Here is a 25,228-nt window from a genome sequence, read left to right on the forward strand (position 1 = left end):
GTGGGAGCACGCCGATGCGTTCAACCGGATGGTAGTCGACTTTCTTGCCAATTAACTGGTACCAACAGTTGGGGCTGCCGCGCCATTTCATGGTTAGACGAACTTTCCATGCACACTGGCCACGGCTACCTTCACGCTCGGGAATGCATATGCCACGCAGTATGTGTACCCGTTCGTTGGCAGGCTTGACCGAGGTGATATGAACGTGAACGAAGAACACGGCCTGAGCGAACGTCAAGGTGAAGTCCTTGAAATGCTGTTGGACGGGGCAAGTAACAAGCATATCGCTAGGCGCTTGGGGATAACGGAGAATGCMGCTAAGGGGGATGTGTCGGCAATCTTCACGCGGCTCGGCGTACCCAACCGCATACATTTATTCGCGCGGCTGAGAGAATACTCAGCGAATCCGGGTCTTCAGCGTGCGGCTCCCAACGTCACGGCGAAGGCCCGAGAGGCTCAATTGCAAGGGTCAACGCAAATGATCCAGGTTACGCCGGCAGACCTCGGGCTGACCCCGCGCCAAGGCACTGTGCTGGCGCTTCTGCTGGAAGGCCATTCCAACAAGGCCATTGCCCGGCAGCTCGGCCTGGCTGAATACACCGTAAAAGAATACCCGTCGACACTTTTCAGAGGCAAGGTGTGCGCAGGCGAGCGCGGGCGTTGGCTAAAATGAGTCAATCATGCTTGGTTTTATCGCAATAGCGCAGTCGGGTAGTGTTGAGGATCATTAAATTGACACCGCCGTCGAGCGCGAGCGCTGCACTCAATACGGGATCAGTTTCTCCTTGGCGAGTTCCCGCGAGTCGAGGAAGGTGCGCATTGGCGTTTTGCCGTAACACCATCGCCCCTGATGTTCTCGCTGCAGCCGTTCGACGATGCCGTCGGTCTGGGGCGACCTGGCCCGCGTACGGGTGTGGTCGATGTCCTCCACGGCCAATTCCTTCAACTCCGTCTCGCTCGATCCGCCGCAGATCCATTGGAGCCAGTCGCTCACCTCCAGCAGCTACCCGGCGTCTCGCGACAGCGAGCGCTTCGTGGTCAATATCCTTGTCGACCACCAGGTCCAGATCTCCAACCAATTTGCCCGAACGTCCGACGACAAGTTCCAAAGTGTCGCGGTCCACGCCGGGCTGGGCGGCGTGCCCATCATCGACGATTGCGCCGCCCATTTGGAATGCACCAAGATCGTGGCCCATCCCGGCGGGGATCACGTGGTGTACATCGGCCAGGTCGAGAAACTCCACCGTGCGCCCCGCCAGGCGCTGGCCTTCGGCGACGGGCGTTATATGGTGACCTTCGCCCATGACCTCGGTGAAGTCCTCGGCGCCGGCGCCACCAGCTGTACACCGGCCCCCATTCCGGCCAAGAGTGGCCGAGATTCCCCACGCCGATGCAAAGCTGGCGAGCAGGCGGTCCCCATTGCGCCTGCTGTTTGGAGGGCAGTGCTTTCAGCACGATGCTCTCCAAGGCTGCTCCAAAACAACTGGACGCACGTGTCAGCATCCTTCCTGGATCTCGGATCGCACCGGGTTGCGCAGCACGCCCAGTTTGCTCACCTCGACTTCCACCATGTCACCATCCTTCATGAAGACAGGCGGCTGACGCCGCGCGCCAACCCCGCCGGGCGTGCCGGTGACGATGACGTCGCCGGGAGACAGCGTGACGAAGCTGGAACAGTACGCGACCAGCTCAGGGATGGCGAAGATCAGCATGTCGGTGGTGGCACGCTGCATGACTTGTCCGTTGAGGCGGGTTTCCAACATGAGAACCTCGTTCTCACCGATCTCGTCGCTTGTCACCAATGTCGGGCCGAAGCCCCCGGTGTGCTGGAAATTCTTGCCCGGCCCCCATTGCGAGGTGTGCGTCTGCCAGTCGCGGATGCTGCCGTCGTTGTAGCAGGCGAAGCCGGCGATGTAGGAGAAGGCCTGGTCCTCGGGAATGCGGCGGCCACGCTTGCCGATGACCACGGCGATCTCGCCCTCGTAGTCCAGCCGCGCTGACTCTAGCGGCAGCAGGATCGGCTGGCCGTGACCAACCTGCGACTCAGCCACGCGCAGGAAGATGGTGGGGCGCTCGGTGCGTTCCTTTTGCGTTTCGCGGACGTGCTCTGCATAGTTGAGGCCGGCACAGAGGATCTTCTCCGGGTCGGCCACCACCGGCCGGTACGCGTCGAGGGTTTCGGCAGCCGGCAAGTCGGCGGCATGCCTGCCGGCCTCGTCGATCAGTGCGTCGACGGGCCGCCGGCGCAGCGCCTGGCCCAAGTCGGTCAGCCCAAGCCTTGCGCCGAGGTCGATCACGCCGCCGCCGGCGATGGCKCCGAAGCTGTTCCGGCCCTGGTGGGTGAAGCTGATGAATTGCATGGGGTGTTCCCTGATTCGGGCTGTTTGTGCCTCGATACGCCGCCCGGCCGCAGATGCGTCCGCACGAGTCATCAAGGCGAACTTGTTGTTATCTGCCTTCTCCCGCAAGCGAGCGAGGAGGAAATCTGCCGGTCATTCGTGATCGCGCTGCCTGCAACGCATTTCCCCTCGACGCAATGCGCGCTCATGCCGGCCGGACCAACATACAGATAGCCGTCGCGGTTGCCACCACTTGGCCGTCCTGGCGCAGTTCCCCGACCACGTTGCAGACATTTCGGCCGCGCCGCTCCAGGCGCGCCCGCCCTTGCAGCGGCCCGGCCTGCGCCGGTCTCAGGAAGGAGAGATTTAGGCTCAGCGTGGCGCAGAACTCGCCATCGGCCAGCGTCGCGGTGACCAGCATCGCGGTCACGTCGTCCAGCATGGCGCCCAGCATGCCGCCCTGCACCTGGCCGGCCGGATTGAGGAATGTGCCGGTGGCAAGGTAGTCGGATTCCAGCGTGCCCGCCTCCAGGTCGGCAGCGCGTACTACGCCGCCAAGCAGTCCGGCGACAGCCGGGGCGGGTGCCTGCCCGCGCTGCATGCGCGTGAAATAGTTGACGTCGCTCATCGTATGCATCCCAAATCAACGGCCGGCAAAGCGCGGCGCGCGCTTTTCCCGCCAGGCTAGTGCGCCTTCGCGCAGGTCCTCGGAAGCATCGGCCACAGCGATGTCTTGTGTCAGCTCAGCGGTATCGAGCTCGCCACGCGCGATGCGGTTCAGGTGTTTCTTCATGCCAAGCAGCGCCAGCGGTGCCATGCCGGCCAGGCTCTCGCTCGCCTGTGCCGCAAGCGCCTGCAGTGCCTGCTGGCTGTCCTCCAGCCGATCCAGGTACCCGCAGGCCAGCATCGCGGACGCATCGAATTTGTCGGCCATCAGCAGGATGCGCTTGGCCGTGGCCAGGCCCAACCGCCTGACATAGCGCTCCAGGCCGCCGCGGTAGAACAGCAGGCCCAGGCGCGCGGCTGGGACGGACATCTCGGCGCCGGCGGCGCCGAGCCGGAAGTCGCACGCCAGCGCCAGGTCGGTGGCGCCGCCGTACACGCCGCCGTGCAGTATGGCAATGGTGACTGGCCGCGCCTGTTCCAGCGCATTGGCCAGTGCCTCGAAGCGGGCACCGACATCGGCCCCGCCGAGGCGGCCGATATTGAAACCGCTGCAGAAGTGCCGGCCCTGCCCTTCGATACGCAGCACGCGCACCCGGGTGTCACCGTTCACCGTCTCCAGGTACTCACGCAGCAGGTCGAGGTCTTCGGGCTCGAGGCGGTTGGCCACGTCGGGCCGGCGCAGCGTGATGACGGCGACGTGCCCGTCGACCGCGAGTTCTGGCGGCTGTCCTTGCGGGGTCTCGGTCATGGTATCTGGCTCCGCTCAGTGAAAGCCGTAAATCCGCATCGTGGTCTCGCCCGCCTCCACCCGCTTAAGAATGGCGGCTTCGGTGGCCTCGCGGTCCCGGGCCTTGTCCACGACCTCCCCGGCGCGGGCGCGCGGCACCACCACCACGCCGTCGCAGTCGCCCACGACCAGGTCGCCCGCTTCCACGCGGGCTCCGCCGATCAGCACCGGCGCATTGAGCCAGCCGATTGCGCCATAGTCCTTGCCGGTACCGCGGATGCACAGGCCGCGCGCGAACACCGGGAAGCCGATTTCCTCCAGCAGCACGCCATCGCGCACGCAACCGTCGATGACCAGCCCGCCAAGCTTCTTCACTTTTGCCGCAGTGGTCATGATCTCGCCCCAGTAGCCGTGCTCGTAGGCGCCGCTCACGTGCACCACCAGCACGTCGCCGGGTTGGGCGATATCCAGCGCGCGGTGCAGCCACAGGTTGTCGCCGCCAGGCGAATGGACAGTCAGTGCCGGGCCGCAGACGCAGAACTCCGGTGCGATGGGCTTGATAGCGGGCGACACTACGCCGATCTTTCCGCCCGCTTCATGCAGCGTGGCGGTGGGCAATGCGCGCGCGTCGTTGACGATCTCGGCGCTGACGCGCTCGAATTCGCGGATCGTGGTGCTGGTTGCGTCGTGTTCCGCCATGGTCAGGCTCCCTTGGTCTGCAGCTGGTGGTAGCGGAACTGGCGGCGCGCCTCGTCCAGGCGCATGCCGCCACGCGCGGCTTCGCGGATGGCGTTCTCCGCGTGCTCGATCTGCTCGGCGGTGTCGAGCACAGCGGTTTCGTGCTCGCGCGGGATGACCACAACGCCGTCGGCGTCACCGCGCAGGATGTCCCCAGGCTGCACGCGCGCATCGCCGATATTGACGACCACGTTGGTGGCTTCCACCTGCACGCGGTCCTTGCCCGTGCGCATCCAGTGGTCCTTGCTGAACACCGGGTAGCCGAGCTGGCGGCACAGCGCGACGTCACGGCACACGCCGTCGATCACGGTGCCGGCAATGCCGCGACGGTGCGCGATCTCCGTGRGGATGTCGCCCCACACCGTTGCGTTGTCGCGGCCACCGTTGTCGAGCACAAGGATGCTGCCCGGCGGCACGTCGTCAATGTAGTCGCCCACGGTGCCGGGCGGGTTCGATGCAGGGCCGTACAGCAGCGTGTAGGCGCGGCCAGCCGTGGCGAAGCCCTCGCCTCGGGCCTTGATGCGGTAGCACTGACCCGCGATGCCGTGCTTGTCCAGCGCGTCGCTCAGCGTGGCCGTGTCCAGCTTCGCGGCGCGCGCGACGTTGATGTCCTGTTGTTCGCTCATGTCTCTCAACCCTTCAGCATGTGTTCATAGTTGCCGCCCATGACTTCCCCGATGGGCGTGCCGCCCAGGATGGCTTTCGCCATCACGGATTCCTTGCGCACGATGGCTTCGGCAGTCTCCAGTACGCGCGCGATGTCGCGCGCGGCGATGAAGATCACGGCGCTGYGGTCCGCGACCACGTAGTCGCCCTCTTCCACCGTCACGTTGCCGATCTGCACCGCGACATTGGTACCTTGCTCGACCACGCGGCTGCGGGCGGTAAGCGCGGTCAGCGCGCGGCTGAACACAGGGAAATCGAAGTCGAGGGCTTCGTCGATATCGCGCACCGGGCCGTCCGCCACGACGCCAGCGATGCCACGCACCTTGGCCCCGAGCGACAGTAGCCCGCCCCAGCTTCCCGCCTCTACGCCGGTACGCTGCTCGACGACGATGATGTTGTTCGGCCCGGCCTGCTCGATCGCCGTGCAGCCGAGATGGCGCGTCGGTCCGGGCGGCGGTGCGCCGGTGCCGAGCTTGACGGTAATGGCGCGGCCGGCAATGCGCCCGGCGCCGGAGCGCTGCGGCAGGCCCGTCACGGTGCCCGGCAGCTGCAGCTTGTCGAGCGCGTCTGACACCGCGCAGCAGTCGAGCCGGCGCAGGCGTTGTACATTGGATTCGATTTCACTCATGGTCGTTGGTATGGCTCTGTTCAGTGGTTCAATCCAGGGTGTGCCAGGCCGCGAAGCACAGGCCGGTGCCGGTCAGCGCAGGCGTGCGGTAACCCKGGACATAGGACACCCATTCAAGGTCGAGGTCGCGCACGGTCTCCACGGCGATCAGCCAGTTGCGGATCTCGGAGCTGCCCGCCTGGAGCTGGCGCGGGTCCAGCGATGCGAGAAAGCCGGTGTCCTTCCGGCGGATGGCGTCGATGATCGCGTTGTCGAGCTCGGCATCCACCACGAAGTGGCTCAGCCCGCCCGAGGCCAGCACGCCCACGCGCAGCTCTTCGGGATAGGCGGCAATCAACTCGCGCAGCGCGGCGCCAAGCTGGATGCAGCGGCGCGGCGTGGGCTGGTTGGGCGGGTCGAAGGTGTTGACGATGACCGGCACCACTGGCAGGTCCAGCCCCTGCAGGTAGCGGCGGTGGATAAACGAGAATGCATGGCCTTCGAACTGGCCGCGCTCGAGCCCGTCCATGGCGGCGATGTCGAAGTCACGGTCGCACAGCTCACGGATCATCCAGCGGCCCATGTCGGCGTCGACAGGGTAGTCACGGTCGACGTCGGGCTCCTGGCGTGCCATGCGGGCCTTCTTGTACCRGCTGTCCGACTGGCTCTCTTCGCGCTTCGCATTGCGGATGGTGTCGCCGTAGTAGATCGCGAAGGCCGGGTTGTTGGTGGTGCGGAACAGCTCGGTCTGGTCGTCCCCGACCACGAGCAGCACGTCGAGCCGGGCCGCGCGGATGCGCTCGCGCAGCTCGTCCATGGCGGCTTCGGCCTGGTCGTAGCGCTCGCCCATGCGTTCGGGCGTCACCATCGTCTCGGCATCGGCCGGGGCGACCGCAAGCAGCGCCTCATAGGTGGTCGGGTTGCCGGCCCGGTCGAAGTAGTGCGGGTTCTTCGGGTCGACCTGGCGGAAGCCGTGCTGCCAGTCTTCACGCTGGCACACCAGCATGATGCTGTGGGAGGAGCCGAAAGCGGCGACGAGTCTTGCCATGGAAGTGTCCTTGCGTTCAAACGATGTAGGCGGCGCGCAGTTCGTCGACCTGGGCTGCGCTGTAGCCGAGTTCGCGCAGGATGTCGTCGGTATTGGCGCCCTGATGCGGTGCTGGTTGCGGCGGCAGGTTGCGCGGATAGCGCGACAGGCGCATCGGCTGCCCGACGAGCGCGACGTCGCCAAGTTCGGCGTGCTGCATCGGCCAGGCCACGCCAAGGTGCTTCACCTGCGGGTCGGCAAACACCTGATCCACGCGGTGGATAGGGCCGCACGGCACGCCGGCCTTCAGTAGCCGCTCGGTCCATTCGGCGGTGGTGCGCGTGCGCAGCGCGGCTTCGATCGCTGCATTGACCTTGTCGCGGTTGCGCACGCGTTCCGGATCGGAACCCAGGCCGGGTTCGTCGACGAGGTGCGGCACTTCCAGCGCCTCGCACAGGCGCTTCCACATGGTCTGGCCGATCGCGGCGATATTCAGGTAGCCGTCGCTGGTGGCGAACACGCCCGTGGGCACGGTCAGCGGATGTTCATTGCCGGTCTGTTCGGGGATCTTGCGGTCCACCAGCCACTGCGCGGCCTGGAAGTCGAGCATGGCGATCTGCGCTTCCAGCAGCGAGGTCTGCACCCACTGCCCTTCGCCCGATGCCTCACGCTCCAGTAGTGCCGTGAGGATGCCCATCGCGCAGAAGTGGCCCGCGCACAGGTCCGCAAGCGGAATGCCGACGCGCATCGGGCCTTCGCCCGGCTTGCCGGTCACGCTCATCAGCCCGCCCATGCCCTGCGCAATGGAATCGAAGCCGGGCCAGCCCGCGTAGGGACCGTCCTGACCGAAGCCGGAAATACTCGCGTAGACCAGCCGCGGGTTGATCGCGCGCAGCGCGTCCGGGCCGATGCCAAGGCGGTGCTTCACGTCAGGACGGTAGTTCTCGATGAAGACATCGGCGCGGCTGACCAGCTCATGCAGGATCTTCACGCCCCCCGGGGTCTTCATGTTGAGCGTGAGGCTTTCCTTGTTGCGGTGCAGGTTCTCGTAGTCGGCACGGTTGTGGTCGSGTCCGCCGATCATGTCGTCGCCGCCCGGCGCGCCCGGCGGGATCTCCAGCTTGATCACGCGCGCGCCCAAGTCGGCGAACAGCCGCACCGCGGTGGGGCCGGCGCGCACGCGCGAGGCGTCGAGGATGGTGAAGCGGGACAGCKGGCCTTTGCGCTCGCCCGTGCCGTGTACGTTGTGTCGGGTATCAGCCATAGTCGTTGCCTCAGGTCCTTATGCCGGGGTGAACATCGGCACGGCGTAACCGCCGTCGCTCGGCTTGAACACGACCTTCACGCGCTGGCCGATCTCGATCTCGCGCGGGTCGCAGTCCACCAGGTTGGTCATCATCGTCACGCCTTCGTCCAGCCGGACGTAGGCGAGCGTCCAGGCGGCCTCGCCCTTGCCCATGGTGCTGAACGAGTAGACCGTGCCGAAGCCGCCGGCGTCGCGCCATTCGGTGCGGTCGGACTGGCAGTGCGGGCAGATGTCGCGCGGGTAGTAGTGCGGCGCGTGGCAGTCCAGGCACGCTTTCAGCACCAGGCGGCCGGCATCCGCAGCCTCCCAGAACGCCTGGCTTTCCGGCAGCGTGCGCGGCGCGGGAATCTTGCGCGGACCGGCTGGCGGCGCCTTGGCGGCCGGGTTAGCAGGGGTGGCAGGAGTGGCGGGTGTGCTCATGGTGTTCATTCCCTTTCAAGAATCAGCGTGGCTGCGGTGTGGCGCGAAGCCAGTGCGCCGCCAATGCCGCTGGCCAGTGCCAGGTCGCAGTTGGGGACCTGCACCGCGGGATGCGCCTCGCCGCGCAGCTGGCGCACCGCCTCGATTACCTTAGTGACGCCGCCGCGGTTGGCCGGATGGTTGTTGCACAGGCCGCCGCCATCGGTGTTGAACGGCAGGCGCCCCACGCCGGAGATCAGGCCGCCGTCGGCGACGAATTTGCCGCCCTCGCCCTTCTTGCAGAAGCCCAGGTCCTCGAGCTGCATCAGCACAGTGATGGTGAAGCTGTCGTACAGCGATGCGTACTTGATGTCGGCAGGCGTGATACCGGCTTCGGCAAACGCGGCCGGGCCCGACCATGCGGCGGCCGACCATGTCAGGTCGATGTTGCCGCCCATGCCGTGCTTGGGCGCCTCGCCGGTGCCGCGCACCTTCACCAGTGGCCGCTTGAGCTGCCGGGCGATCTCGGGGCGCGTCACGATCAGCGCGCCGCCACCGTCGCTCATGACGCAGCAGTCGAGGCGGTGCAGCGGGTCGGCCACCATCGGCGAGCTGACCAYGTCTTCCACCGTCACCACATTGCGCAGCATGGCGTGCGGATTGTGCTGGGCATGATGGGAAGCCGCCACCTTGATCCACGCGAGCTGCTCGCTGGTGGTGCCGAACTCGTACATATGGCGTTTGGCCACCAGACCGTAGAGGTTCTGCGTGGCGGGGCCGAACGGCAGTTCGAAGGCCACCTCGGGCGCATCCGGATCCGGTGCCCTCAGCGCGAGCGAGGCGCCGGCCGCGCGGGGACGGCCGGCCAGCGTGATCAGCGCGATATTGCAGCGCCCGGCGGCAATGGCCTCGGCCGCGTGGGCGACGTGCAGGATCGGCGCGGAGCCCCCGCATTCGGTGGAATCCACGTGGCGCGGCTTCAACCCGAGGTATTCGACCACAGTGGTGGTTCCCAGGCCTGGCGCGTCGCCCGCGCAGAAGTAGCCGTCGATATCGGCTGCGGTCAGGCCGGCGTCGGCCAGCGCGCCGCGGGCGACGTCGGCGTGCAGGCGCATCACCGACAGGTCGTCGGCTTTGCGGGTGGGATGCTCATAGGCTCCCACAATGTAGGCGGATCCGTTCAGGGTCATGATGGAATACGAGAGCTAGGGAAGCTTGCGGGATGCGAGGGCTTCATTGGTCGGGCGTGAAGCCGCTGGCCTTGATGATCGGGCCCCAATAGGCCAGTTCATTACGCTGCAGGCGGTCGAGCTCGGCTGCCGGCCGGAAGTCGGGATTCAGCGTTGCCCTGGTCTGCAGTATGGTGCGGACATCTGGCATGGCGAGCACCTTGCTCAGTGCGGCCTGCATGCGCTCTAGCTCCGCCTTCGGCGTGTGCGCGGGCGCCCAGAYGCCTGCCCAGGCGTCACTGCCGTCGACCGCCACGCCCTGCTCGGTCACCGTGGGCACACCGGGGAGCAACGGCGAGCGCGCTGCGCCGAACACGCCGACGATGCGGACCTTGCCGCCCTTGGCATGCGGCGCGATATCACCGGCGGTCATCACGGCCGAAGCCAGCTGCCCGCCTAGCAGGTCAGTCACGAGCGGGCCGTTGCCCTTGTAGGGCACGACACTCATCGGTACGCCGATTGCCTTGCCGAACTGCAGGCCAGTGAAGTGCGTCTGCCCTCCCAGGCCCGCGGTGCCGAACATTGCCTTGCCCGGATGCGCCTTCGCCCAAGCCACGAAGCCCTTCACGTCATTGACGCCCGTCTGGCTGCTGACCACAAGGGCCAGCGGGTAGGAGATCACCACCGCCACCGGCGCCAGGTCGGACAGCAGGYCGTACTTGAGCGTCGCGGGCGGATACAGCAGCGTGGGAAAGACCGTGGTGGCATTTGGCGCCACCATGTAGGTCAGGCCGTCCGGGGCGCTGTTCTTCAACATCCCGGTGGCCACCCGGCCCCCGGCGCCGGGCCTGTTATCGACAATCACCGGCTGGCCGAGCATGCCCTGCAGCTTGTCTGCCAGCACGCGCGCGACGGTGTCAGTCGAGCCGCCTGGGGGGAAGCCGACCAGGAACTTGATCGGCGGCTTTTCCTGCGCGTGGGCACCGCATGCGAATGCCAGCCCGAGGGCGAGTGCGCCGCATGCGGACCGGATGGTGTGGATGAGGGCCATGTCTTTGTCTCCTGTGTGTTTCTTGTCTGAACGGGCAAGGCGCGATAGGAAGGAGTGTTCAAGATGGACGACCGCCTTCTCCCCTCTCTCGCCTGCGGTCGGAGGGGGCAGAGCGGCCAGACCGATCTGGAATGCGTGCTAGGGCTGCCGGGCAAAACTGCCCAGGTGATGCGCGGCGTCGCCAAACAATTGGTTGATGACCATCAGGCGCTTGGCGTAATGCCCCACCCTGCATTCGTCCGTCATACCCATGGCGCCGTGCAACTGGATGGCCCACTGTCCGACCTGCCGCCCCGCCTGCCCGATCACAACCTTGGCGGCGGACACCAGCCGGCGGCGCTGCGCGGGGTCACCATCGGCCACCGCCATGGCTGCCACGCAGGCCATGGACTTGCATTGTTCGAGCGCGATCAGCATGTCGGCCACGTGGTGCTGGAGCACCTGGAACTTGGCCAGCGGCGTACCGAACTGCTTGCGGTTTTTTAGGTGCTCCGCGGTCAGGTCGAGCAGCGCTTCCAGCGCACCGGTCGCCTCCGCGCACAGCACGGCGCTGGCACGGTCGGCAGCTGCCTGTATCCACGGCAGCGCGTCGCAAGTCTCTCCCACGACCGCGTCGGCGCCCAGGCGCAGCTGGTGCAGCGTCAGGTGCGCGGCGCTGCGGCCATCAAGCGTGCGGAATTCGCGTATGCCTAGGCCGGGCGTGGCGGCCTCGACGAGAAAGAGCGTCACGCCCGCTTCGTCGTTGACCTCGCCCGCGGTACGCGCGGCCACGATGAAGGCGTCGGCCTGTGCACCGTCGAGCACAAGCGTCTTGGCGCCTTCGAGCATCCATCCCTGGCCGTCCGGCTGGGCCAGCGTGCTGACATGCGACAGGTCATAGCGGGCGTCCGCCTCGCCGATGGCCAGCGCCAGCCGCGCCTGCCCCGCCGCCAGCGCCGGCAGCCATTGCCGGCGCTGCGCGGGCGTGCCCGCTGCATCAAGCAGTTGCCCGGCCAGCACCGTGCTGGACAGCCAAGCCCCGCCGCCCAGCGCCCGGCCAAGTTCCTGGGCTACCAACATCATTTCGGCCGGCCCTTGCTCGCCGCCGCCCACGTCCGCCGCGAGCGGCAGTCCGAGCAGGCCGAGGTCGGCCATGGTGGCCCAGCGTGCCTCGGCCTCATCGGCAGTTTCGACATTGCCACGGCGATGCTCGGGGTACTCGCCGTCGCAGAAACGGCGCACCGCGTCGCGCAGCGCAATATGTTCGTCGTTCAGAGAGAAATCCATGGTCTCGGTACGGTGTGTCAGGCAGCCAGAAAGGCCTTGCTGATCAGGTTGCGCTGCACTTCATTCACGCCGCCGTAAATCGACAGCTTGCGGGCATCGAGGTAGTTGGCCGCCAGCGCCGATAATTCGGCCGGGCTGGCGGTGTCGTCCAGTTCGCCGCGCAGCGCCGCTTCCTCAAACGGCACCGCGTKCGGGCCGGCTACTTCCACCAGCAGTTCGTAGATGGCCTGGCGCAACTCGGTGCCGCGCACCTTGAGCATGGACGCCTCCACCGCTGGCACCCGGCTCTGCTGGTTGTCGCTGAGCATGCGCAGCGCTGTAAACTCCAGCGCCATCAGCTCGATCTCGAACTGGGCCAGACGCGACTGCAACACCGGATCCTGGTCCAGCCCCTGGCTCGCTGCCAGCGCGCGGGCACGCCGCAATTGCTGCTTGCAAGAGCCAATGCCGGCGATGCCGGTGCGCTCATGACCAAGCAGGTATTTGCCGTAGGACCAGCCGTGGTTCAACTCGCCCACCAGGTTCTCCACCGGCACCCGCACGTTGTCGAGGTAGCACTCGTTAAGATCCGTGCCGCCCTCCAGCATGCGGATGGGCCGCACCTGCACGCCGGGGCTATTCATGTCGATCAGCAGGAACGAAATGCCTTCCTGTGGCTTGGCCGCGTTCGGGTCGGTGCGCACCAGCGCGAACATCATCGAGCACCAGTGCGCGTACGAGGTCCACACCTTGTGGCCGTTGACCACGAAGTGCCTGCCATCCGGCTCCAGCACGGCCGTGGTCCGTACTGCGGCCAGATCGGAACCGGCGCCCGGCTCGGAAAAGCCCTGCGCCCACCAGGTCTTGCTCTGGCGGATGTCAGGCAGGTACTTCGCTTTCTGCTCAGGTGTGCCAAAGGCGATCAGCACCGGCCCCAGCATCTGGATGCCGCTGGCGATGATGCGCGGCGCCCCGCCCAGCATGGTTTCCTCGTCGAAGATGTACCGCTGCACATGGTTCCAGCCCGGACCGCCGTATTCGACAGGCCAGCCCGGCGTCAGCCAGCCGCGAGCCTCCAGGATGCGGAACCAGGTCACGTAGTCAGCGTGCTCCAGGCGCAGGCCGAACTCAACCTTGCGCCGGACGTCCGTGGGCAGGTTCRCCATGACGAAGGCGCGCACCTCCTGGCGGAACGCTTCGTCGGAGGGAGAAAATGTCAGCTTCATATGTATAGGCTGTGTATTTGATTCGCGTAGATGGGCCGTGATTCACCGGGCTTGCGGGCTGCAGACCACCAGCGCGTCCAGCGCCAGCACGCGGTCGGGATAGGCCACCAGCGGGTTGATGTCGATTTCAGCAATCGCCGGGTTGGCGCGCATCTGCTCGCCGATCAGCCTTACCGCCCGGGCAATGGCTGCCTCGTCGACGGCGGCCTCGCCGCGGACACCGCGCAGCAGCGAGGCGGCCTTCAGGCGCCCCAATTCCTGCATCACGTCGGCCTCGCAGAGGTCGGCCGGCACCAGGCGAACATCCTTCAGCGCCTCGATCCACACGCCACCCAGGCCGACCAGCACCACCGGACCCCAGCCCGCATCGCGCCGGGCGCCGACCACCAGCTCCAGACCGCGCTGCCCCATCGCCTCCACCAGCACGCCGTCTAGCACCAGGCCGGGGCGATGCGTTGTGATGTTCTGCTGCAGCCGGCCCCAGCCGGCGCGCAGCGCGGCTTCGTCAGCCAGTCCGACAATCACGCCGCCCACATCGCTCTTATGCGGCAGTTCGCTGGCCTGTGCCTTGATGACGACCGGATAGCCAATGCGCGTGGCGATGGCGACCGCTTCGTCAACGCCGGTAGCGAGCGCGCCCTCGGGCACGGTCAGGCCCGCAGCAGCCAGCCACGCCTTGCCCTGGTATTCCGCGAACACGCCCGAAGGTGGGATCGCGCCCGGCAACGGTACGGCGGCGGGAACGGACTGGCTGGCACGGCTGGCACGCTGCAGCGCCTCGCCGTAAGCCGACACCCTGGCGAGCGCGCGCAGCGCTCGGTCGGGCGAGCGGAAGAACGGCACGCCACTGGCGCGGATGGCGTCGACAAAGAAGGGCTCGATTGGACCGCTGTCGCCGGTGACTACCAGGACCGCCGGCTTGCCCGCACGGGCCAGTGCGGGAACGATATGCTCCGCCTTGTCACGCTGGGCCACTTCCGGGCCGGCCGGGATGCTCAGCACGATGCTGCCCACTGCCGCATCAGAGAGCATGGTCAGCAGGACCTCACCGACCAGCCCCGGCTGGCGCACGCCAATGGTGGTGTAGTCCAGAGGGTTCTCGGCCACCGCGTAGTCCGGCAACATAGCGGCAAGGCGCGCGGTTGTCTCCTCGCCGAGCGGCGGAAGGTCCAGGCCCAGCCCGTCACAGAAATCCAGCGCGACGTTCTTCATTGCGCCGGAACCGGTCATAAAAGCCGGGCCACCAGCTGGCGGCACCGGAAAACGGAGCAGGATTGCTGCTGCGTCAACGAGCTCGTCTGGCGTATCGACTAGCACCACCKCCTCGCGCGTCAGCGCCACGCAAGCGGTGGCGTGGTCGCCGGCCAAGGCGCCGGTGTGCGACTGAGCGGCCTCGCGGGCACGCTCGCTGCGCCCGGGCATCAGCATCACGATGGGCTTGCCGGCCTCGCGCGCCCTGCGCGCCAGCGCAAGGAAGATCTTCGGACGGCGCACCTGTTCGGCGTACACGGCCAGCACGCAGGTTTGCGGGTCATCGATGTAATGGGCAACGAAGTCCTCGACGCCGAGCGACGCCTCATTGCCCGTGGATACCACCGCGGTCAGCGGCAGGCCCCGGCCCACGAAGGCATCGCGCATGTTGGCGGCCATCGCACCGCTTTGCGCCACCACGCCAATTCCCGGGCGGTCGCCGCACGGGTATGGCTGCACGGCCTCAAAGGTCACCGGCACGTTGGCCGCGAAATTCGTGAAGCCCATGCAGTTCGGGCCAAGCAGCGCCATACCGCCGTCGCGCGCCACGGCGGCCAGCCGTTCCTGYCGCTCGCGGCCAGCCTCGCCGGTCTCGGCGTACCCGGAGGCGAACAACACTGCAGCCTTTGTGCCCCGCGCAGCCAGGGTTCGTACGGCATCCAGCACGCCGGCCTCGGGGATCGCCAGCACGGCCAGGTCGATACCTGCGGGCAGCTCGCCCACCGCCTTCACGCAGGCTCGGCCATTGATTTCCGTGCTACTGCGGCTGACCAGGTGAACAGCGCCGGCGTAACCGAAGCGTTCGAGGTTTGCCAGCACAAATCCGCCGAACGAGCGGGCATCCGCCGACGCACCGACGATGGCGATAGAGGCCGGCCGCAGGACGCTGGTCACTGCGGCTACCGCAGCTTCGGCGGTCTTATCGGCCTGCTCGCCGGGAAAGTCAGAAGTCTTCATTGGGTAAGTTGTCCGGTAAAAGAGGAAGGCGCCCCGTGTTGATCGAATTCTGGCATACCAGAAGCATAGTTTCAATACACCACAAACAGCAATTTGTTCATCAGTCGTAGGTGGTTTCCCTAGGGATAAGGCTGCTGACTTCAGGGGGACGCACCGCATTTGTGGCGTGCCCAGCTCTCTTGCAAGCGCGCTCCAGCCACATGACTTTGTCACGGCCATGCAGCCGAAACCCAATACTGGCATGGGATCGCGGGGAGCCCTGGCAGTTTTTCCTCCGCTGACACGCGGTCGCCCTTTCCCAGCATAGAAGAAAGTGTCGCCAGGAATTTCGACGTCCTCAGTCGAAACATCAATCAACCTCTTTGCATACCACGAACATTTTGTTGTATATTTTTGTGCAACATGAAGCCAAACGGCAGCAGCCAATTCGTATGCAACAGACTCCCCTTGCCCTGATGCACCTGCTTCGGCCCACCGGGCGCCACAGCCGGGCGGAAGACATCCGCGCCACGCTGGAGGCTGAGATCGAGGCTGCCATCCTGTGTCCGGGCTGGCCGCTGGACGAACGGGAACTAGCGCAGCGCTTTAGCGTTTCGCGCACACCCGTACGGGAAGCCCTACAGCAACTGGCGGCGCACTCACTGGTAGACATGGCCCCGCGACAAGGTGCGACGGTGGCGCGCCTGTCCGTCGGCAAGGTACGGGCGATGCTGGAATACGTGGGTGAACTGGAGTCGTTAGCCGCAAGGCTGGCGGCGCGCCGCGGCGACGAAGCGCTGTATGCCGCGCTCGAATCAGGCCTGTCGCTATGCCGCCGGATAGCGGCGGCCCCGGTTCCAGAAGGCTACGCAGCCGCAAACGAGGCCTTTCACGAAGCCATCTACCGGGGTTGCCGCAACGACTACCTGGCCAGCCATATCCGCGCGGCGCGGCGGCGCCTGCAGCGCTACCGGATGCGCGACTTCGCCACCGGCCAGCAGGTTGCCAAATCACTGGAAGACCACCAGTGCATCGCCCAAGCCATTCGCACCGGCAACGAGCAGCGGGCCGCCGCCGCCATGGCCTTGCACGTGCCCGCAGGCACCACCGGTTTCGCCGAATTCCTGGCGACTGTGCCGGCCCATTTCTTCGACGGCGGCCACACCGCCACCCTTTGATCCCAGGCATCCCATGACCAGACCACCCCGTTCGATCGATGTGCCCGGCCTTGCACACAACGCTCCCATCCCCACCGGCGCGCGCCTTGGCAATGTCCTCTGTTCCTCCGCTATCGCGGGCAAGGATCTGACCACCGGCGAGCTGCCGCCCGGGGCCGCGACACAGGCCTTTCATGCATTCCGAAACCTGGCCAGCGTGCTGGCAGCAGGCGGCGGCACGCTGGCGGACGTGGTGAAACTGACCATCTACGTGAAGGACAACAGCGTGCGCGACGCCGTCAATGCCGAGTGGCTGAACTGCTTCCCCGATCCGGAAGACCGGCCCGCGCGGCACATCGTCGTGTATGACCTGCAGCACAGCATGCTCCYGCAACTCGAATGCCTGGCCGTACTGGCCGGCGCAACCCAAGGCTGAAAACCATGATCATTGATTCCCACGCCCACGTCGTCATGCCCCCCGAGAGCTTCCGCTTCATGGCGGAACTCATTGGCGGACGCGCCAATCCCTCGACTACGCCGAAAATTCCAGACGCATCGGTGCGCAAAGTGGCCGAAGAGCTGGTGCGCAGCATGGATACCGTCGGCACCAATGTGCAGTTCATCTCGCCGCGGCCTTACCTGCAGATGCATTCGGTCAAGCCGGGCCGCGTGACCGACCTGTGGTCCCGCCACTGCAACGACATCATCGCCCGCTTCGTGGCCATGTTCCCGGATCGCTTCCGCGGCGTGGCCGGACTGCCGCAGCACATGCTGGAATCCCCGGCCGAGCGCGCGGTGCCCGAGCTCGAGCGTTGCGTGAACGAACTGGGTTTCGTCGGCTGCCTGATCAATCCGGATCCCACCGAAAGCGAAGGCCCCACGCCGCCCGGGCTCGGCGACCCGTTCTGGTATCCGCTCTACGAGGCCATGACGCGCCTCGACGTGCCCGGCCTGATCCACTCCGCCGGCAGCTGCAGCGCGCGCGAGTCGTACACGCTCAAGTTCATCAACGAGGAGAGCATTGCGGTCATTTCGCTGCTGAACTCCAGGGTGTTCCAGGACTTCCCGAACCTGAAGATCGTGGTGGCGCATGGCGGCGGCGCCATTCCCTACCAGATGGGCCGTTTCCGCTCTTGGTCGGTGCGCAAGGGCGATACCGTCACGTTCGATGAGCAGCTGCGCAAGCTGTACTTCGATACCTGCAACTACTCCACCGAGGCCATTGACCTGCTGCTGAAGGTGGCCGGCACCGACAACGTTCTGTTCGGCACCGAGAAACCGGGCACCGGCAGCGCGCGCGACCCGCTGACCGACCGTGACTACGACGACATGAAGCCTGTCATCGAAGGAATCTCGTGGCTGACCGATGCGCAGCGCAAGAACATCTTCGAATGCAACTGCAGGCGCCTGTACACCCGCGCCTTCCGCACCGACGAGGAGTGCTGAGATGCCCCTGACCCGCGAAGACAACGACCTGCTCACGCGCGTGGAGAACGGCGCGCCGATGGGGGAGATGATCCGCCAGCACTACTGGATTCCGGCTGTGCCCTCGGCCAAGCTGGTGGCCGAGGGCGCGCCGCTGCGCGTGCGGCTGCTGGGCAACAACTACGTGGCGTTTCGCCGCACCGACGGCGCCGTGGGCGTGCTCGACGAGCTGTGCCCGCATCGCAAGACATCGCTGCTGATGGCCCGCAACGAGGACAATGGCCTGCGCTGCATCTTCCACGGCTGGAAGCTCGGCACCAGCGGCGAGGTCATCGAAGCGCCGAACCACGTTGGCGACCAGGCCCAGTTCTGCAAGCACGTGCGTGTGAACCGCTATGGCGTGGAAGAGCGCGGCGGCATCGTGTGGGTATGGCTGGGCAAGGGTGAACAGCCGCCGAAATTTCCCGACCTGCCCTTCACTTCGCTGCCGGAAAGCCAGCGCTCGGTCACCAGCCAGGAAGTGCCGACCAACTGGGTGCAGGGCGTGGAAGCCTCGATGGATTCCTCCCACGTGGGCGTCCTGCACGAGTCCACCACGCAGATCACGGCGGGCTCGGGCAATGAGCGCCTGCATATGACCAAGGCGCTCGCGCCGCGGCTGGAATTCGAGGATCGCCCTTACGGCTACCGGTACGCCGCGCTGCGGCCGCTGCCGGAGGACAAGCTCTATGCCCGCGTGAACAACTTTGTCATGCCGTGGTACGGCATCATCTGCGCGCCGGATGAAAAAGGGCCGAGCACGGTGTTCTTCTCCACGCCGGTGGATGACATCACGCACCGCGCCTGGTTTGTCCATTTCAATCCGCACCGCCCGCTCGGCATGACGGTGATGTCGGCCACGCCGGACGTGTGGAATTTCCCTCCGCTGCCGCCGGGCACGCCGGCCGACAACTGGGGCCAGAACCGGGACCTGATGCGCCGCGGCCACGCCACCGGCTTCCCGCAGCACCTAGGCACCGAGGACTTTGCCATGTTCATCGGGCAAGGCCCCATTGCGGACCKCACCACCGAGCAACTCTGCTCGGCCGACGGCGCGGTGCTGCGCGTGCGGCAGGCGCTGCTGAAATCGGTGCGCGAGTTCATGGCGGGCAAGACGCCCACGCTGGCCGATAACCCCGAACTCGACTACAGCCGAATCAATTCCGTCGGCGGCGTGCTGCCTGCCGGCGCGGACTGGCGCTCGCTGACCGCTGCCCCCTGAGCGCCGCGACACACAGACCGACAAGAAGACGGAGACAACCATGACCAGCCCCCTGCGCCGCCGGCTTCTGCTGGCGGCCTGCGCCGGCCTTTGCACCCCCGCGGCATCATATGCCCAGCTGCGCGGCAAACCGGCCATCCGGATCCTGGTGGGCCTGCCGCCCGGCGGCGGCACTGACGCCATCGCCCGCTACTTTGCCGATTCTCTGCCGGCGCTGCTCGGCCAGCCGGTGATCGTCGAAAACCATGTGGGTGCGGGCGGCCGGCTGGCGGCCGACGTGCTCAAGTCCGCCGCGCCGGACGGGCTGACCTACATGATCGCCCCCAACGCCACGCCGACCTTCCAGACGCTGGTGTTCGGCAAGCAGCTCAAGTGGGATCTGTGGCGAGACTTCGCGCCGGTGGCGGGCCTGGTCTCTTACCCGACCGGCATGGCCACCGGAATGCAAACCGGCGCCACTGACGCCGCCGCATTCGTGCGATGGGCACGCGCCAATCCCCAACAGGCCAGCTTCGGCACGCCGGGGCTGGGCGGGCAGAACCATTTCCTGGGCATGCAGCTTGCCAAAGTGGCAGGCATTGACCTGTCCGTGGCGCCCTACAAGGGCACGCCGCCAATGATCACCGACCTGCTGGGCGGCCACATCCCTGCGGCCGTCACGCTGCTGCAGGACCTGCTGCGCCACCACCGCACAGGCAAAGTCCGCCTGCTTGGCATTTTCAGCGACAAGCGCTCGGCGCTGGCTCCAGATATTCCCACGATGGCCGAGCAGGGCTATGCGGTGACCTCTGGCGATGCCTGGACGGCCATGTGGGCTCCTGCGAAAACGCCAGCGGCCGAGCTCAGGCGCGTTCAGGCTGCGCTGAAGGCCATCCTGGCCGTCCCGCAGGCACGCCAGTCCCTGATGACGCAGCTCTCGGTGGTGCCCGACTTCCTCAACGCCGAGCAGATGGCGCACCGCCAGCGCGCCGAGCTGCAAACGTGGGAACCCATAATCCGCGCCTCAGGCTTTMGCGCGGAACTCTAGACGCAGGTTGGGCGAAAGTCCCTTCGCAGCCATACACGCCGCATTGGCGGCACTGGCGGCGCGGGCGTGGCCGCCCCCTGCTTCGACCGGAGACATCCATGAGCATGACCGACACCCTGCAAGTCCGGGTCAAATCCATCAGCTGGGAAGCGGAAGGCATCCTGGCCTTCGACCTGCGGCCGGAGCCACCGCTGCGCACCCTCCCTGGCTTCACCGCCGGCGCGCATATCGACCTGCACCTGCCCAACGGGCTGATCCGCAGTTACTCGCTGCTGAACGCGCCGTACGAACCGCACCGCTACGTGATCGGTGTCAACCGAGATGCGCAGAGCCGCGGCGGCTCACGCTACCTGCACGAGAGCCTTCGCCCCGGCGACGTTCTGACAATCAGCCCGCCGCGCAACAACTTCCCGCTTGACGAATCGGCACCCGTGGCGGTGCTGGTGGCCGGCGGCATCGGCATCACGCCGATCCTTGGCATGATCCACCGCCTGCGCGAACTGGGCTGTCCGTGGCGGTTGCACTACGCCGCACGCACCCGCAAGCAGGCGGCCTTTGTCGAGACACTGGAAGCCATGGCAATGGAGCCGGGCGCCGAGGTGCACTTCACCTTCGACCGCGAGGCCGGTGCCGAACGCCTTGACGTAGCGGCCATCGCGGCCGGCCTGCCAGCGGGGGCACATATCTATTGCTGTGGCCCGGTGCCGATGCTGGAGGCCTTCGAGCAGGCAACCGCCTCGCTTCCGCCGCAGCACGTGCACCGCGAGTACTTCGCCGCGCGCGAGAGCGCCGCCACCACCGGCGGCTTCACCGTCGAGCTGGCACGCAGCCGCCGCTGCATTGAGATCCAGCCCGGCAGGACCATCCTGGAATGCCTGATCGCGGAGGGCGTAGAGCCCATGTACTCCTGCCAGGAAGGCGTCTGCGGCACCTGCGAGGTGCGTGTGCTGGACGGCGAGCCAGACCACCGCGACCTGGTGCTGAATGCGGCGGAGCGCGCCGCCAACAACCGCATGATGGTCTGCTGTTCGGGCGCCAGGAGCCGAAAGCTGGTGCTCGACCTGTGAGCGCAGCACCGTTGAACCCGTACACGTGGCGCGACGATTCCTCGCGCGCAGCGAATCTGAAAGGAGCATGACATGAGCACCGCACTGGTGACCTATGAACTCGACGGCAAGGTAGCCTTGATTGGCCTGAACCGTCCCGAAAAGCGCAACGCCATCAACGAAGAGGTGGTCTGGGCCCTGCACGATGCCGTGGTGCGCGCCGGCGAGGAAGCCGATGCAGGCGTGCTGTTTGGCCATGGCGGCAACTTCTGCGCCGGACTGGACCTGAAGGAAGCGCTGGCGCGGGCTTCGGGCGAGCAGCCCCGTCCCGCTAAGCGCACACGCCACTCCTGGCATACCGTGTTCGATGTCATCGCGCGCGGCCCGATTCCTTTCGTCGCCGCGCTGCATGGCGCCGTGGTCGGCGGCGGACTGGAACTGGCCACGGCCGCCCACATCCGCGTGGCGGACGAGTCGGCCTTCTTCGGCCTGCCCGAAGGACAGCGCGGCATCTTCGTCGGCGGCGGGGGCACGGTGCGCATCCAGCGCATAGTGGGCTACACCGTCATGGCCGACATGATGCTCACTGGCCGCCTGCTTAACGCGCAGGAAGGCGAGCGCGAGCATATCGTGCGCTACGTGGTGCCGCAAGGCCAGGCCCTGGACAAGGCGCGCGAGCTCGCCGCGCTGATCACCCGCAATACCGCCGATACGAACTGGCGCATCACCAACGTGTTGCCACGCATCAATGACCTGTCGCACGACGACGGCCTATTCGTCGAATACCTGACTTCCAACATCCCGCGGCCGCCGGAAGCGGCCAAACGCCTGCGCGAGTTCGTCGAAGGACGCGCCAAACCCCTCGCCACGCCCGGCGCGAAGGCTGACTGACCCAACAAAGGACATTCATGACAACGACAACGCAATCTGACGCCGGCGCACAGGCAACGGCCGAGTATGTCCGCTTCGCGCAGGCCGAAGCTGCCCACATCCCGGACTTCCCGCAAGACCTGGCGCTGCGCCCTGTAAACCGGGTGGCCGTGGTCGGCGCGGGCACCATGGGCGGCGGCATCGCCATGGCGCTGGCCAATATCGGCGTTCCCATCACGCTGATCGATAGCAGCCAGCAAGGGCTGGATACCGGCCTGCGCCGCGTGCGCGACAACTACGCCGGCAGTGTTTCGCGCGGCAAGCTGGATGCCGCTGCCATGGAGATGCGGATGTCACGCATCACCGGGTCGGTGACCCTGGCTGACGCCGCCACGGCCGACATGGTGATCGAGGCCGTCTTCGAGGACATGGCGCTCAAGCAGCAGGTGTTTCGCGAACTCGATGCGCTGTGCAAGCCCGGCGCCATCCTTGCCACCAACACCTCGGGCCTGGATGTGGACGCCATCGCTGCAGTCACGCGGCGCCCGCGGGACGTGGTTGGCGCGCATTTCTTCAGCCCGGCGCACGTGATGCGCCTGCTCGAAGTGGTGCGCGGCTGCGAGACCGCGCCGGACGTGATCGCCACCTTGATGGAACTGGGACAGCGCATGGGCAAGACCGCGGTGCTGGCACGCGTCTACCCGGGTTTCATCGGCAATGCGCTGTTCCGCAACTACACGCGCGAAGCGCACTTCCTGGTTGAAGAAGGCGCTCTGCCGCACGAGGTTGACCAGGCGCTGACCGGCTTCGGCTACGCCATGGGCATCTTCGCCGTGCACGACATGGCGGGCAACGACGTGGGCTACCAGACGCGCAAGGCGCAGATGGCCACCAGGCCGCAGGACCGGCGCTGGAACGACCTGATCCTGAGGCTGACTGAACTTGGCCGCCTGGGGCAGAAAAGCGGCAAGGGCTGGTACCGCTATGAACCCGGCAGCCGCGAGCCGCTGCGCGACCCCGAAGTCGAAACTTTTATCGCGCAGGAATCGGCACGCCTTGGCATCGCGCGGCGCCCCGTCGGCGCCGAAGAGATCGTCAAACGCTGCGTCTACAGCATGATCAACGAGGGCGCCAGGCTGCTCGAGGCCGGCGTCGCGCTGCGCCCAAGCGACATCGACACGGTCTACCTGACCGGCTACGGATTCCCGGCGCGCCATGGCGGCCCGATGTACTACGCCGACCACATCGGGCTGCGCGAAGTCTGTGCCGACATTGAGCGCTTCCACGCAGAGCACGGCTACTGGTGGGAACCGGCGCCGCTGCTGGTCCGGCTGGCACGCGAAGGCAAGACTTTTGCCGATTACCAGCGCGGGGACGCATGACGTTGCGGGGCGTCCTCGGGGCGCCACGGCGTTAAGGCCGGCTGCGCAGGCCAGGCACGTTGCATTTTCAATACGAGTTCACGTATACCACTATGCGTTTTATAAATACCAGTGTGCGATAGTTCTGCCACTTCCCGATCCGGGATTGATATTCAAAACATGGAGGAGAAAGTCATGAAGAAAAGTCTTGTCGGCCTTGCCTGCGCCGTTGCCAGCGCAGCCGCGGCAGCGCAGACTTCCGGTGTCACGCTGTACGGCGTTGCCGATGCCAATATCGAATACACCAATAACAACCTGGGAAGCGGGCCCGACGGGCACTCCAAGGTCGCCCTGAACTCGGGGGGCCTGTCTCCCAGCCGATGGGGCTTGCGCGGCATCGAAGACCTGGGTGGAGGCAAGCGGGCCATGTTCGCCCTGGAAAGCGGCTTCAGCCTGGATACCGGCGTTTCCACGCAAGGCGGGCGCCTGTTCGGCCGCCAGGCCTGGGTAGGGCTTGGCGCCGGCGCACATCAACTGACGCTGGGCCGTCAATACACTTCGCTGTTCCTGATGATGGCCAACTACTCGCCCACGGCGTATGCCACGACCTATGAGCCGGTAGTGGGTATTGCCGGCGCGAACCTGCGCGAAGACAACATGGTGAAATACCATGTCGATCTCGGCCCACTGGCAGCAGAGATGCACTATAGCTTCGGCGAACAGCCGGGCGCGCTCCAGGGTTCCGCCGGCTATGGCGGCGGCTTCGACTACCGCATCGGGTCTTTCGGCGTCGCCGCCGCCTACGACAGCATCGACAGCGCCGAGGTGGGCAACAACTTCACCCGCACCCAGAAGGCGGCGCTGGGGCTGCGCTACCAGATTACACCAGCGCTGCTCGCGCAGGCAGCGTACCGGTACAACAACAACGGCACGCGCGCGGCAAACACCGCGGCACGCGACGATCTGTGGTGGTTTGCGCTGAACTACCAGGCCACCGGCGCGTTGCAACTGACCGGTGCCGTCTACTACGACAACGTCAAGTCGCTATACACCGCGACCGGCCAGAGCAATCCGAGCAACCCCTGGCAGATCACACTGATTGCCGACTACGCGTTGTCCAAGCGCACCGACGTCTACCTCAGCACAGCCTATACGAAGAATGCGTCGCTGAACTTCGAAAGTCTGAATGGGGCGGCGGCTGCCTATCAGATCGCACCGAACGAGAATAGTCAGTTCGGTGCGGCAATGGGCGTGCGGCACAAGTTCTGAGCATGAGTTGCCGTGTGGGCTGAAGCGGTCCGCGCTTGGCCGCCTCCGCCCTCACGGCTACGCAGCACCCGCAGCAGCGGGCTTGCGGCCACGCCGGGCGCCACCACGGGGAACCGGGCTCCGGGAAGCCGTGGCCTCGCCGCCGCCCTCGCCTTCAAGATAACTCGCCGGCAATGTCGAGAGGAACTCGGAGAATCCGGTCGTGCCTACCGGCGCGTGTTCGAGCATGGCCGCATGCGCGGACGCTTCGTCACCACCGAGGATGGCTTCCGCCAGCCGCTGGTGATCGTCGAGCACGCGCTGCCGGCGCGCCGGCGTCTGGAAGATGCGCGGGCGGTAGCGCTGCATCAGCCGGCGGATGCTCCCGATCTGCTCCACCAGGTATTCGTTGTGGCTGCCCGCGTACACGACATCGTGGAACTCCGCGTTGGCCCTGGCGAAGCGCTTGCCGTCGTCTTC

The 25,228-nt window shown here is 66.3% G+C and carries 25 protein-coding genes and 2 pseudogenes; 11 read left to right on the top strand and 16 right to left on the bottom strand.

Annotated features, from left to right (window positions below):
- Positions 1–205: 205 nt before the first annotated feature.
- Positions 206–673, top strand: a complete 468-nt coding sequence (locus AC1DS3_RS14655; RefSeq protein ID WP_477127427.1) for a response regulator transcription factor — start codon at positions 206–208, stop codon at positions 671–673.
- A 90-nt stretch (positions 674–763) separates the two neighbouring features.
- Here AC1DS3_RS14655 and AC1DS3_RS14660 read toward each other — a convergent pair.
- A pseudogene (locus tag AC1DS3_RS14660) lies at positions 764–964 on the bottom strand (hypothetical protein); the annotation flags it as partial.
- On the opposite strand from AC1DS3_RS14660, the pseudogene AC1DS3_RS14665 reads away from it, so the two are divergent.
- Positions 921–1,229 (top strand): annotated as a pseudogene (locus AC1DS3_RS14665) (flavin reductase family protein); the annotation flags it as partial. The pseudogenes AC1DS3_RS14660 and AC1DS3_RS14665 overlap by 44 nt on opposite strands.
- A gap of 267 nt (positions 1,230–1,496) precedes the next feature.
- Here the strand turns inward: AC1DS3_RS14665 and AC1DS3_RS14670 are convergent.
- From AC1DS3_RS14670 to AC1DS3_RS14735, 14 genes are all read right to left on the bottom strand, one after another.
- Positions 1,497–2,360, bottom strand: a complete 864-nt coding sequence (locus AC1DS3_RS14670) for a fumarylacetoacetate hydrolase family protein (protein WP_441637143.1) — start codon at positions 2,358–2,360, stop codon at positions 1,497–1,499.
- A gap of 184 nt (positions 2,361–2,544) precedes the next feature.
- Positions 2,545–2,967, bottom strand: a complete 423-nt coding sequence (locus tag AC1DS3_RS14675) for a PaaI family thioesterase (protein ID WP_441637141.1) — start codon at positions 2,965–2,967, stop codon at positions 2,545–2,547.
- A 15-nt stretch (positions 2,968–2,982) separates the two neighbouring features.
- Positions 2,983–3,753, bottom strand: a complete 771-nt coding sequence (locus AC1DS3_RS14680) for an enoyl-CoA hydratase/isomerase family protein (RefSeq protein ID WP_441637139.1) — start codon at positions 3,751–3,753, stop codon at positions 2,983–2,985.
- Positions 3,754–3,768: 15 nt separating this feature from the next.
- Positions 3,769–4,431 carry a 4-carboxy-4-hydroxy-2-oxoadipate aldolase/oxaloacetate decarboxylase gene (locus tag AC1DS3_RS14685; RefSeq protein ID WP_441637137.1) on the bottom strand — a complete coding sequence of 221 codons (663 nt, stop codon included), beginning with the start codon at positions 4,429–4,431 and terminating at the stop codon, positions 3,769–3,771.
- Positions 4,432–4,433: 2 nt separating this feature from the next.
- Positions 4,434–5,096 carry an RraA family protein gene (locus AC1DS3_RS14690; protein WP_477127428.1) on the bottom strand — a complete coding sequence of 221 codons (663 nt, stop codon included), beginning with the start codon at positions 5,094–5,096 and terminating at the stop codon, positions 4,434–4,436.
- A gap of 5 nt (positions 5,097–5,101) precedes the next feature.
- Positions 5,102–5,764 (bottom strand): RraA family protein, encoded by a 663-nt coding sequence (locus AC1DS3_RS14695; RefSeq protein WP_477127429.1) that lies wholly within the window; start codon positions 5,762–5,764, stop codon positions 5,102–5,104.
- Positions 5,765–5,792: 28 nt separating this feature from the next.
- On the bottom strand, positions 5,793–6,791 hold the full coding sequence (locus tag AC1DS3_RS14700) for a DODA-type extradiol aromatic ring-opening family dioxygenase (RefSeq protein ID WP_477127430.1): 999 nt from the start codon (positions 6,789–6,791) through the stop codon (positions 5,793–5,795).
- Between the two features lie 16 nt (positions 6,792–6,807).
- The gene (locus AC1DS3_RS14705) at positions 6,808–8,034 is read right to left on the bottom strand and encodes a CaiB/BaiF CoA transferase family protein (protein ID WP_477127431.1); all 1,227 of its coding nucleotides are present in this window, start codon (positions 8,032–8,034) and stop codon (positions 6,808–6,810) included.
- Between the two features lie 18 nt (positions 8,035–8,052).
- Positions 8,053–8,496, bottom strand: a complete 444-nt coding sequence (locus AC1DS3_RS14710; protein WP_441637127.1) for a Zn-ribbon domain-containing OB-fold protein — start codon at positions 8,494–8,496, stop codon at positions 8,053–8,055.
- A gap of 5 nt (positions 8,497–8,501) precedes the next feature.
- Positions 8,502–9,665, bottom strand: coding sequence for a thiolase domain-containing protein (locus tag AC1DS3_RS14715; RefSeq protein ID WP_477127432.1), 1,164 nt, complete (start codon positions 9,663–9,665; stop codon positions 8,502–8,504).
- 43 nt (positions 9,666–9,708) lie between these two features.
- The gene (locus AC1DS3_RS14720) at positions 9,709–10,695 is read right to left on the bottom strand and encodes a Bug family tripartite tricarboxylate transporter substrate binding protein (RefSeq protein ID WP_477127433.1); all 987 of its coding nucleotides are present in this window, start codon (positions 10,693–10,695) and stop codon (positions 9,709–9,711) included.
- Positions 10,696–10,833: 138 nt separating this feature from the next.
- Entirely contained in the window at positions 10,834–11,961 is a 1,128-nt protein-coding gene (locus AC1DS3_RS14725) for an acyl-CoA dehydrogenase family protein (RefSeq protein WP_441637122.1), read from the bottom strand.
- A 17-nt stretch (positions 11,962–11,978) separates the two neighbouring features.
- Positions 11,979–13,166, bottom strand: coding sequence for an acyl-CoA dehydrogenase family protein (locus AC1DS3_RS14730; protein WP_477127434.1), 1,188 nt, complete (start codon positions 13,164–13,166; stop codon positions 11,979–11,981).
- Positions 13,167–13,208: 42 nt separating this feature from the next.
- On the bottom strand, positions 13,209–15,374 hold the full coding sequence (locus AC1DS3_RS14735; RefSeq protein WP_477127435.1) for an acetate--CoA ligase family protein: 2,166 nt from the start codon (positions 15,372–15,374) through the stop codon (positions 13,209–13,211).
- A gap of 431 nt (positions 15,375–15,805) precedes the next feature.
- Here AC1DS3_RS14735 and AC1DS3_RS14740 point away from each other — a divergent pair, with 431 nt between their 5' ends.
- The 9 genes from AC1DS3_RS14740 to AC1DS3_RS14780 all read left to right on the top strand — a co-directional run bounded on the left by AC1DS3_RS14740 (position 15,806) and on the right by AC1DS3_RS14780 (position 24,769).
- Positions 15,806–16,531 (top strand): GntR family transcriptional regulator, encoded by a 726-nt coding sequence (locus AC1DS3_RS14740; protein WP_441637117.1) that lies wholly within the window; start codon positions 15,806–15,808, stop codon positions 16,529–16,531.
- 13 nt (positions 16,532–16,544) lie between these two features.
- A complete protein-coding gene (locus AC1DS3_RS14745; protein ID WP_477127436.1) occupies positions 16,545–16,946 on the top strand; it encodes a RidA family protein in 402 nt (133 codons plus the stop codon).
- 5 nt (positions 16,947–16,951) lie between these two features.
- Entirely contained in the window at positions 16,952–17,956 is a 1,005-nt protein-coding gene (locus AC1DS3_RS14750; protein ID WP_477109484.1) for an amidohydrolase family protein, read from the top strand.
- Position 17,957: 1 nt separating this feature from the next.
- Positions 17,958–19,196, top strand: coding sequence for a Rieske 2Fe-2S domain-containing protein (locus AC1DS3_RS14755; protein WP_477127437.1), 1,239 nt, complete (start codon positions 17,958–17,960; stop codon positions 19,194–19,196).
- A gap of 40 nt (positions 19,197–19,236) precedes the next feature.
- Positions 19,237–20,223, top strand: a complete 987-nt coding sequence (locus tag AC1DS3_RS14760) for a tripartite tricarboxylate transporter substrate-binding protein (RefSeq protein ID WP_477127438.1) — start codon at positions 19,237–19,239, stop codon at positions 20,221–20,223.
- 98 nt (positions 20,224–20,321) lie between these two features.
- Positions 20,322–21,290 (top strand): PDR/VanB family oxidoreductase, encoded by a 969-nt coding sequence (locus AC1DS3_RS14765; RefSeq protein WP_441637110.1) that lies wholly within the window; start codon positions 20,322–20,324, stop codon positions 21,288–21,290.
- A gap of 72 nt (positions 21,291–21,362) precedes the next feature.
- The gene (locus AC1DS3_RS14770; RefSeq protein ID WP_441637109.1) at positions 21,363–22,160 is read left to right on the top strand and encodes a crotonase/enoyl-CoA hydratase family protein; all 798 of its coding nucleotides are present in this window, start codon (positions 21,363–21,365) and stop codon (positions 22,158–22,160) included.
- A gap of 17 nt (positions 22,161–22,177) precedes the next feature.
- Positions 22,178–23,521 carry a 3-hydroxyacyl-CoA dehydrogenase gene (locus AC1DS3_RS14775; RefSeq protein ID WP_441637107.1) on the top strand — a complete coding sequence of 448 codons (1,344 nt, stop codon included), beginning with the start codon at positions 22,178–22,180 and terminating at the stop codon, positions 23,519–23,521.
- A gap of 174 nt (positions 23,522–23,695) precedes the next feature.
- On the top strand, positions 23,696–24,769 hold the full coding sequence (locus tag AC1DS3_RS14780; RefSeq protein ID WP_441637105.1) for a porin: 1,074 nt from the start codon (positions 23,696–23,698) through the stop codon (positions 24,767–24,769).
- A gap of 57 nt (positions 24,770–24,826) precedes the next feature.
- Here AC1DS3_RS14780 and AC1DS3_RS14785 read toward each other — a convergent pair.
- A partial coding sequence (locus AC1DS3_RS14785) for an FCD domain-containing protein (RefSeq protein ID WP_477127439.1) occupies positions 24,827–25,228 on the bottom strand: 402 nt, incomplete at its 5' end.

This window comes from Cupriavidus sp. 01L46 (assembly GCF_056399905.1).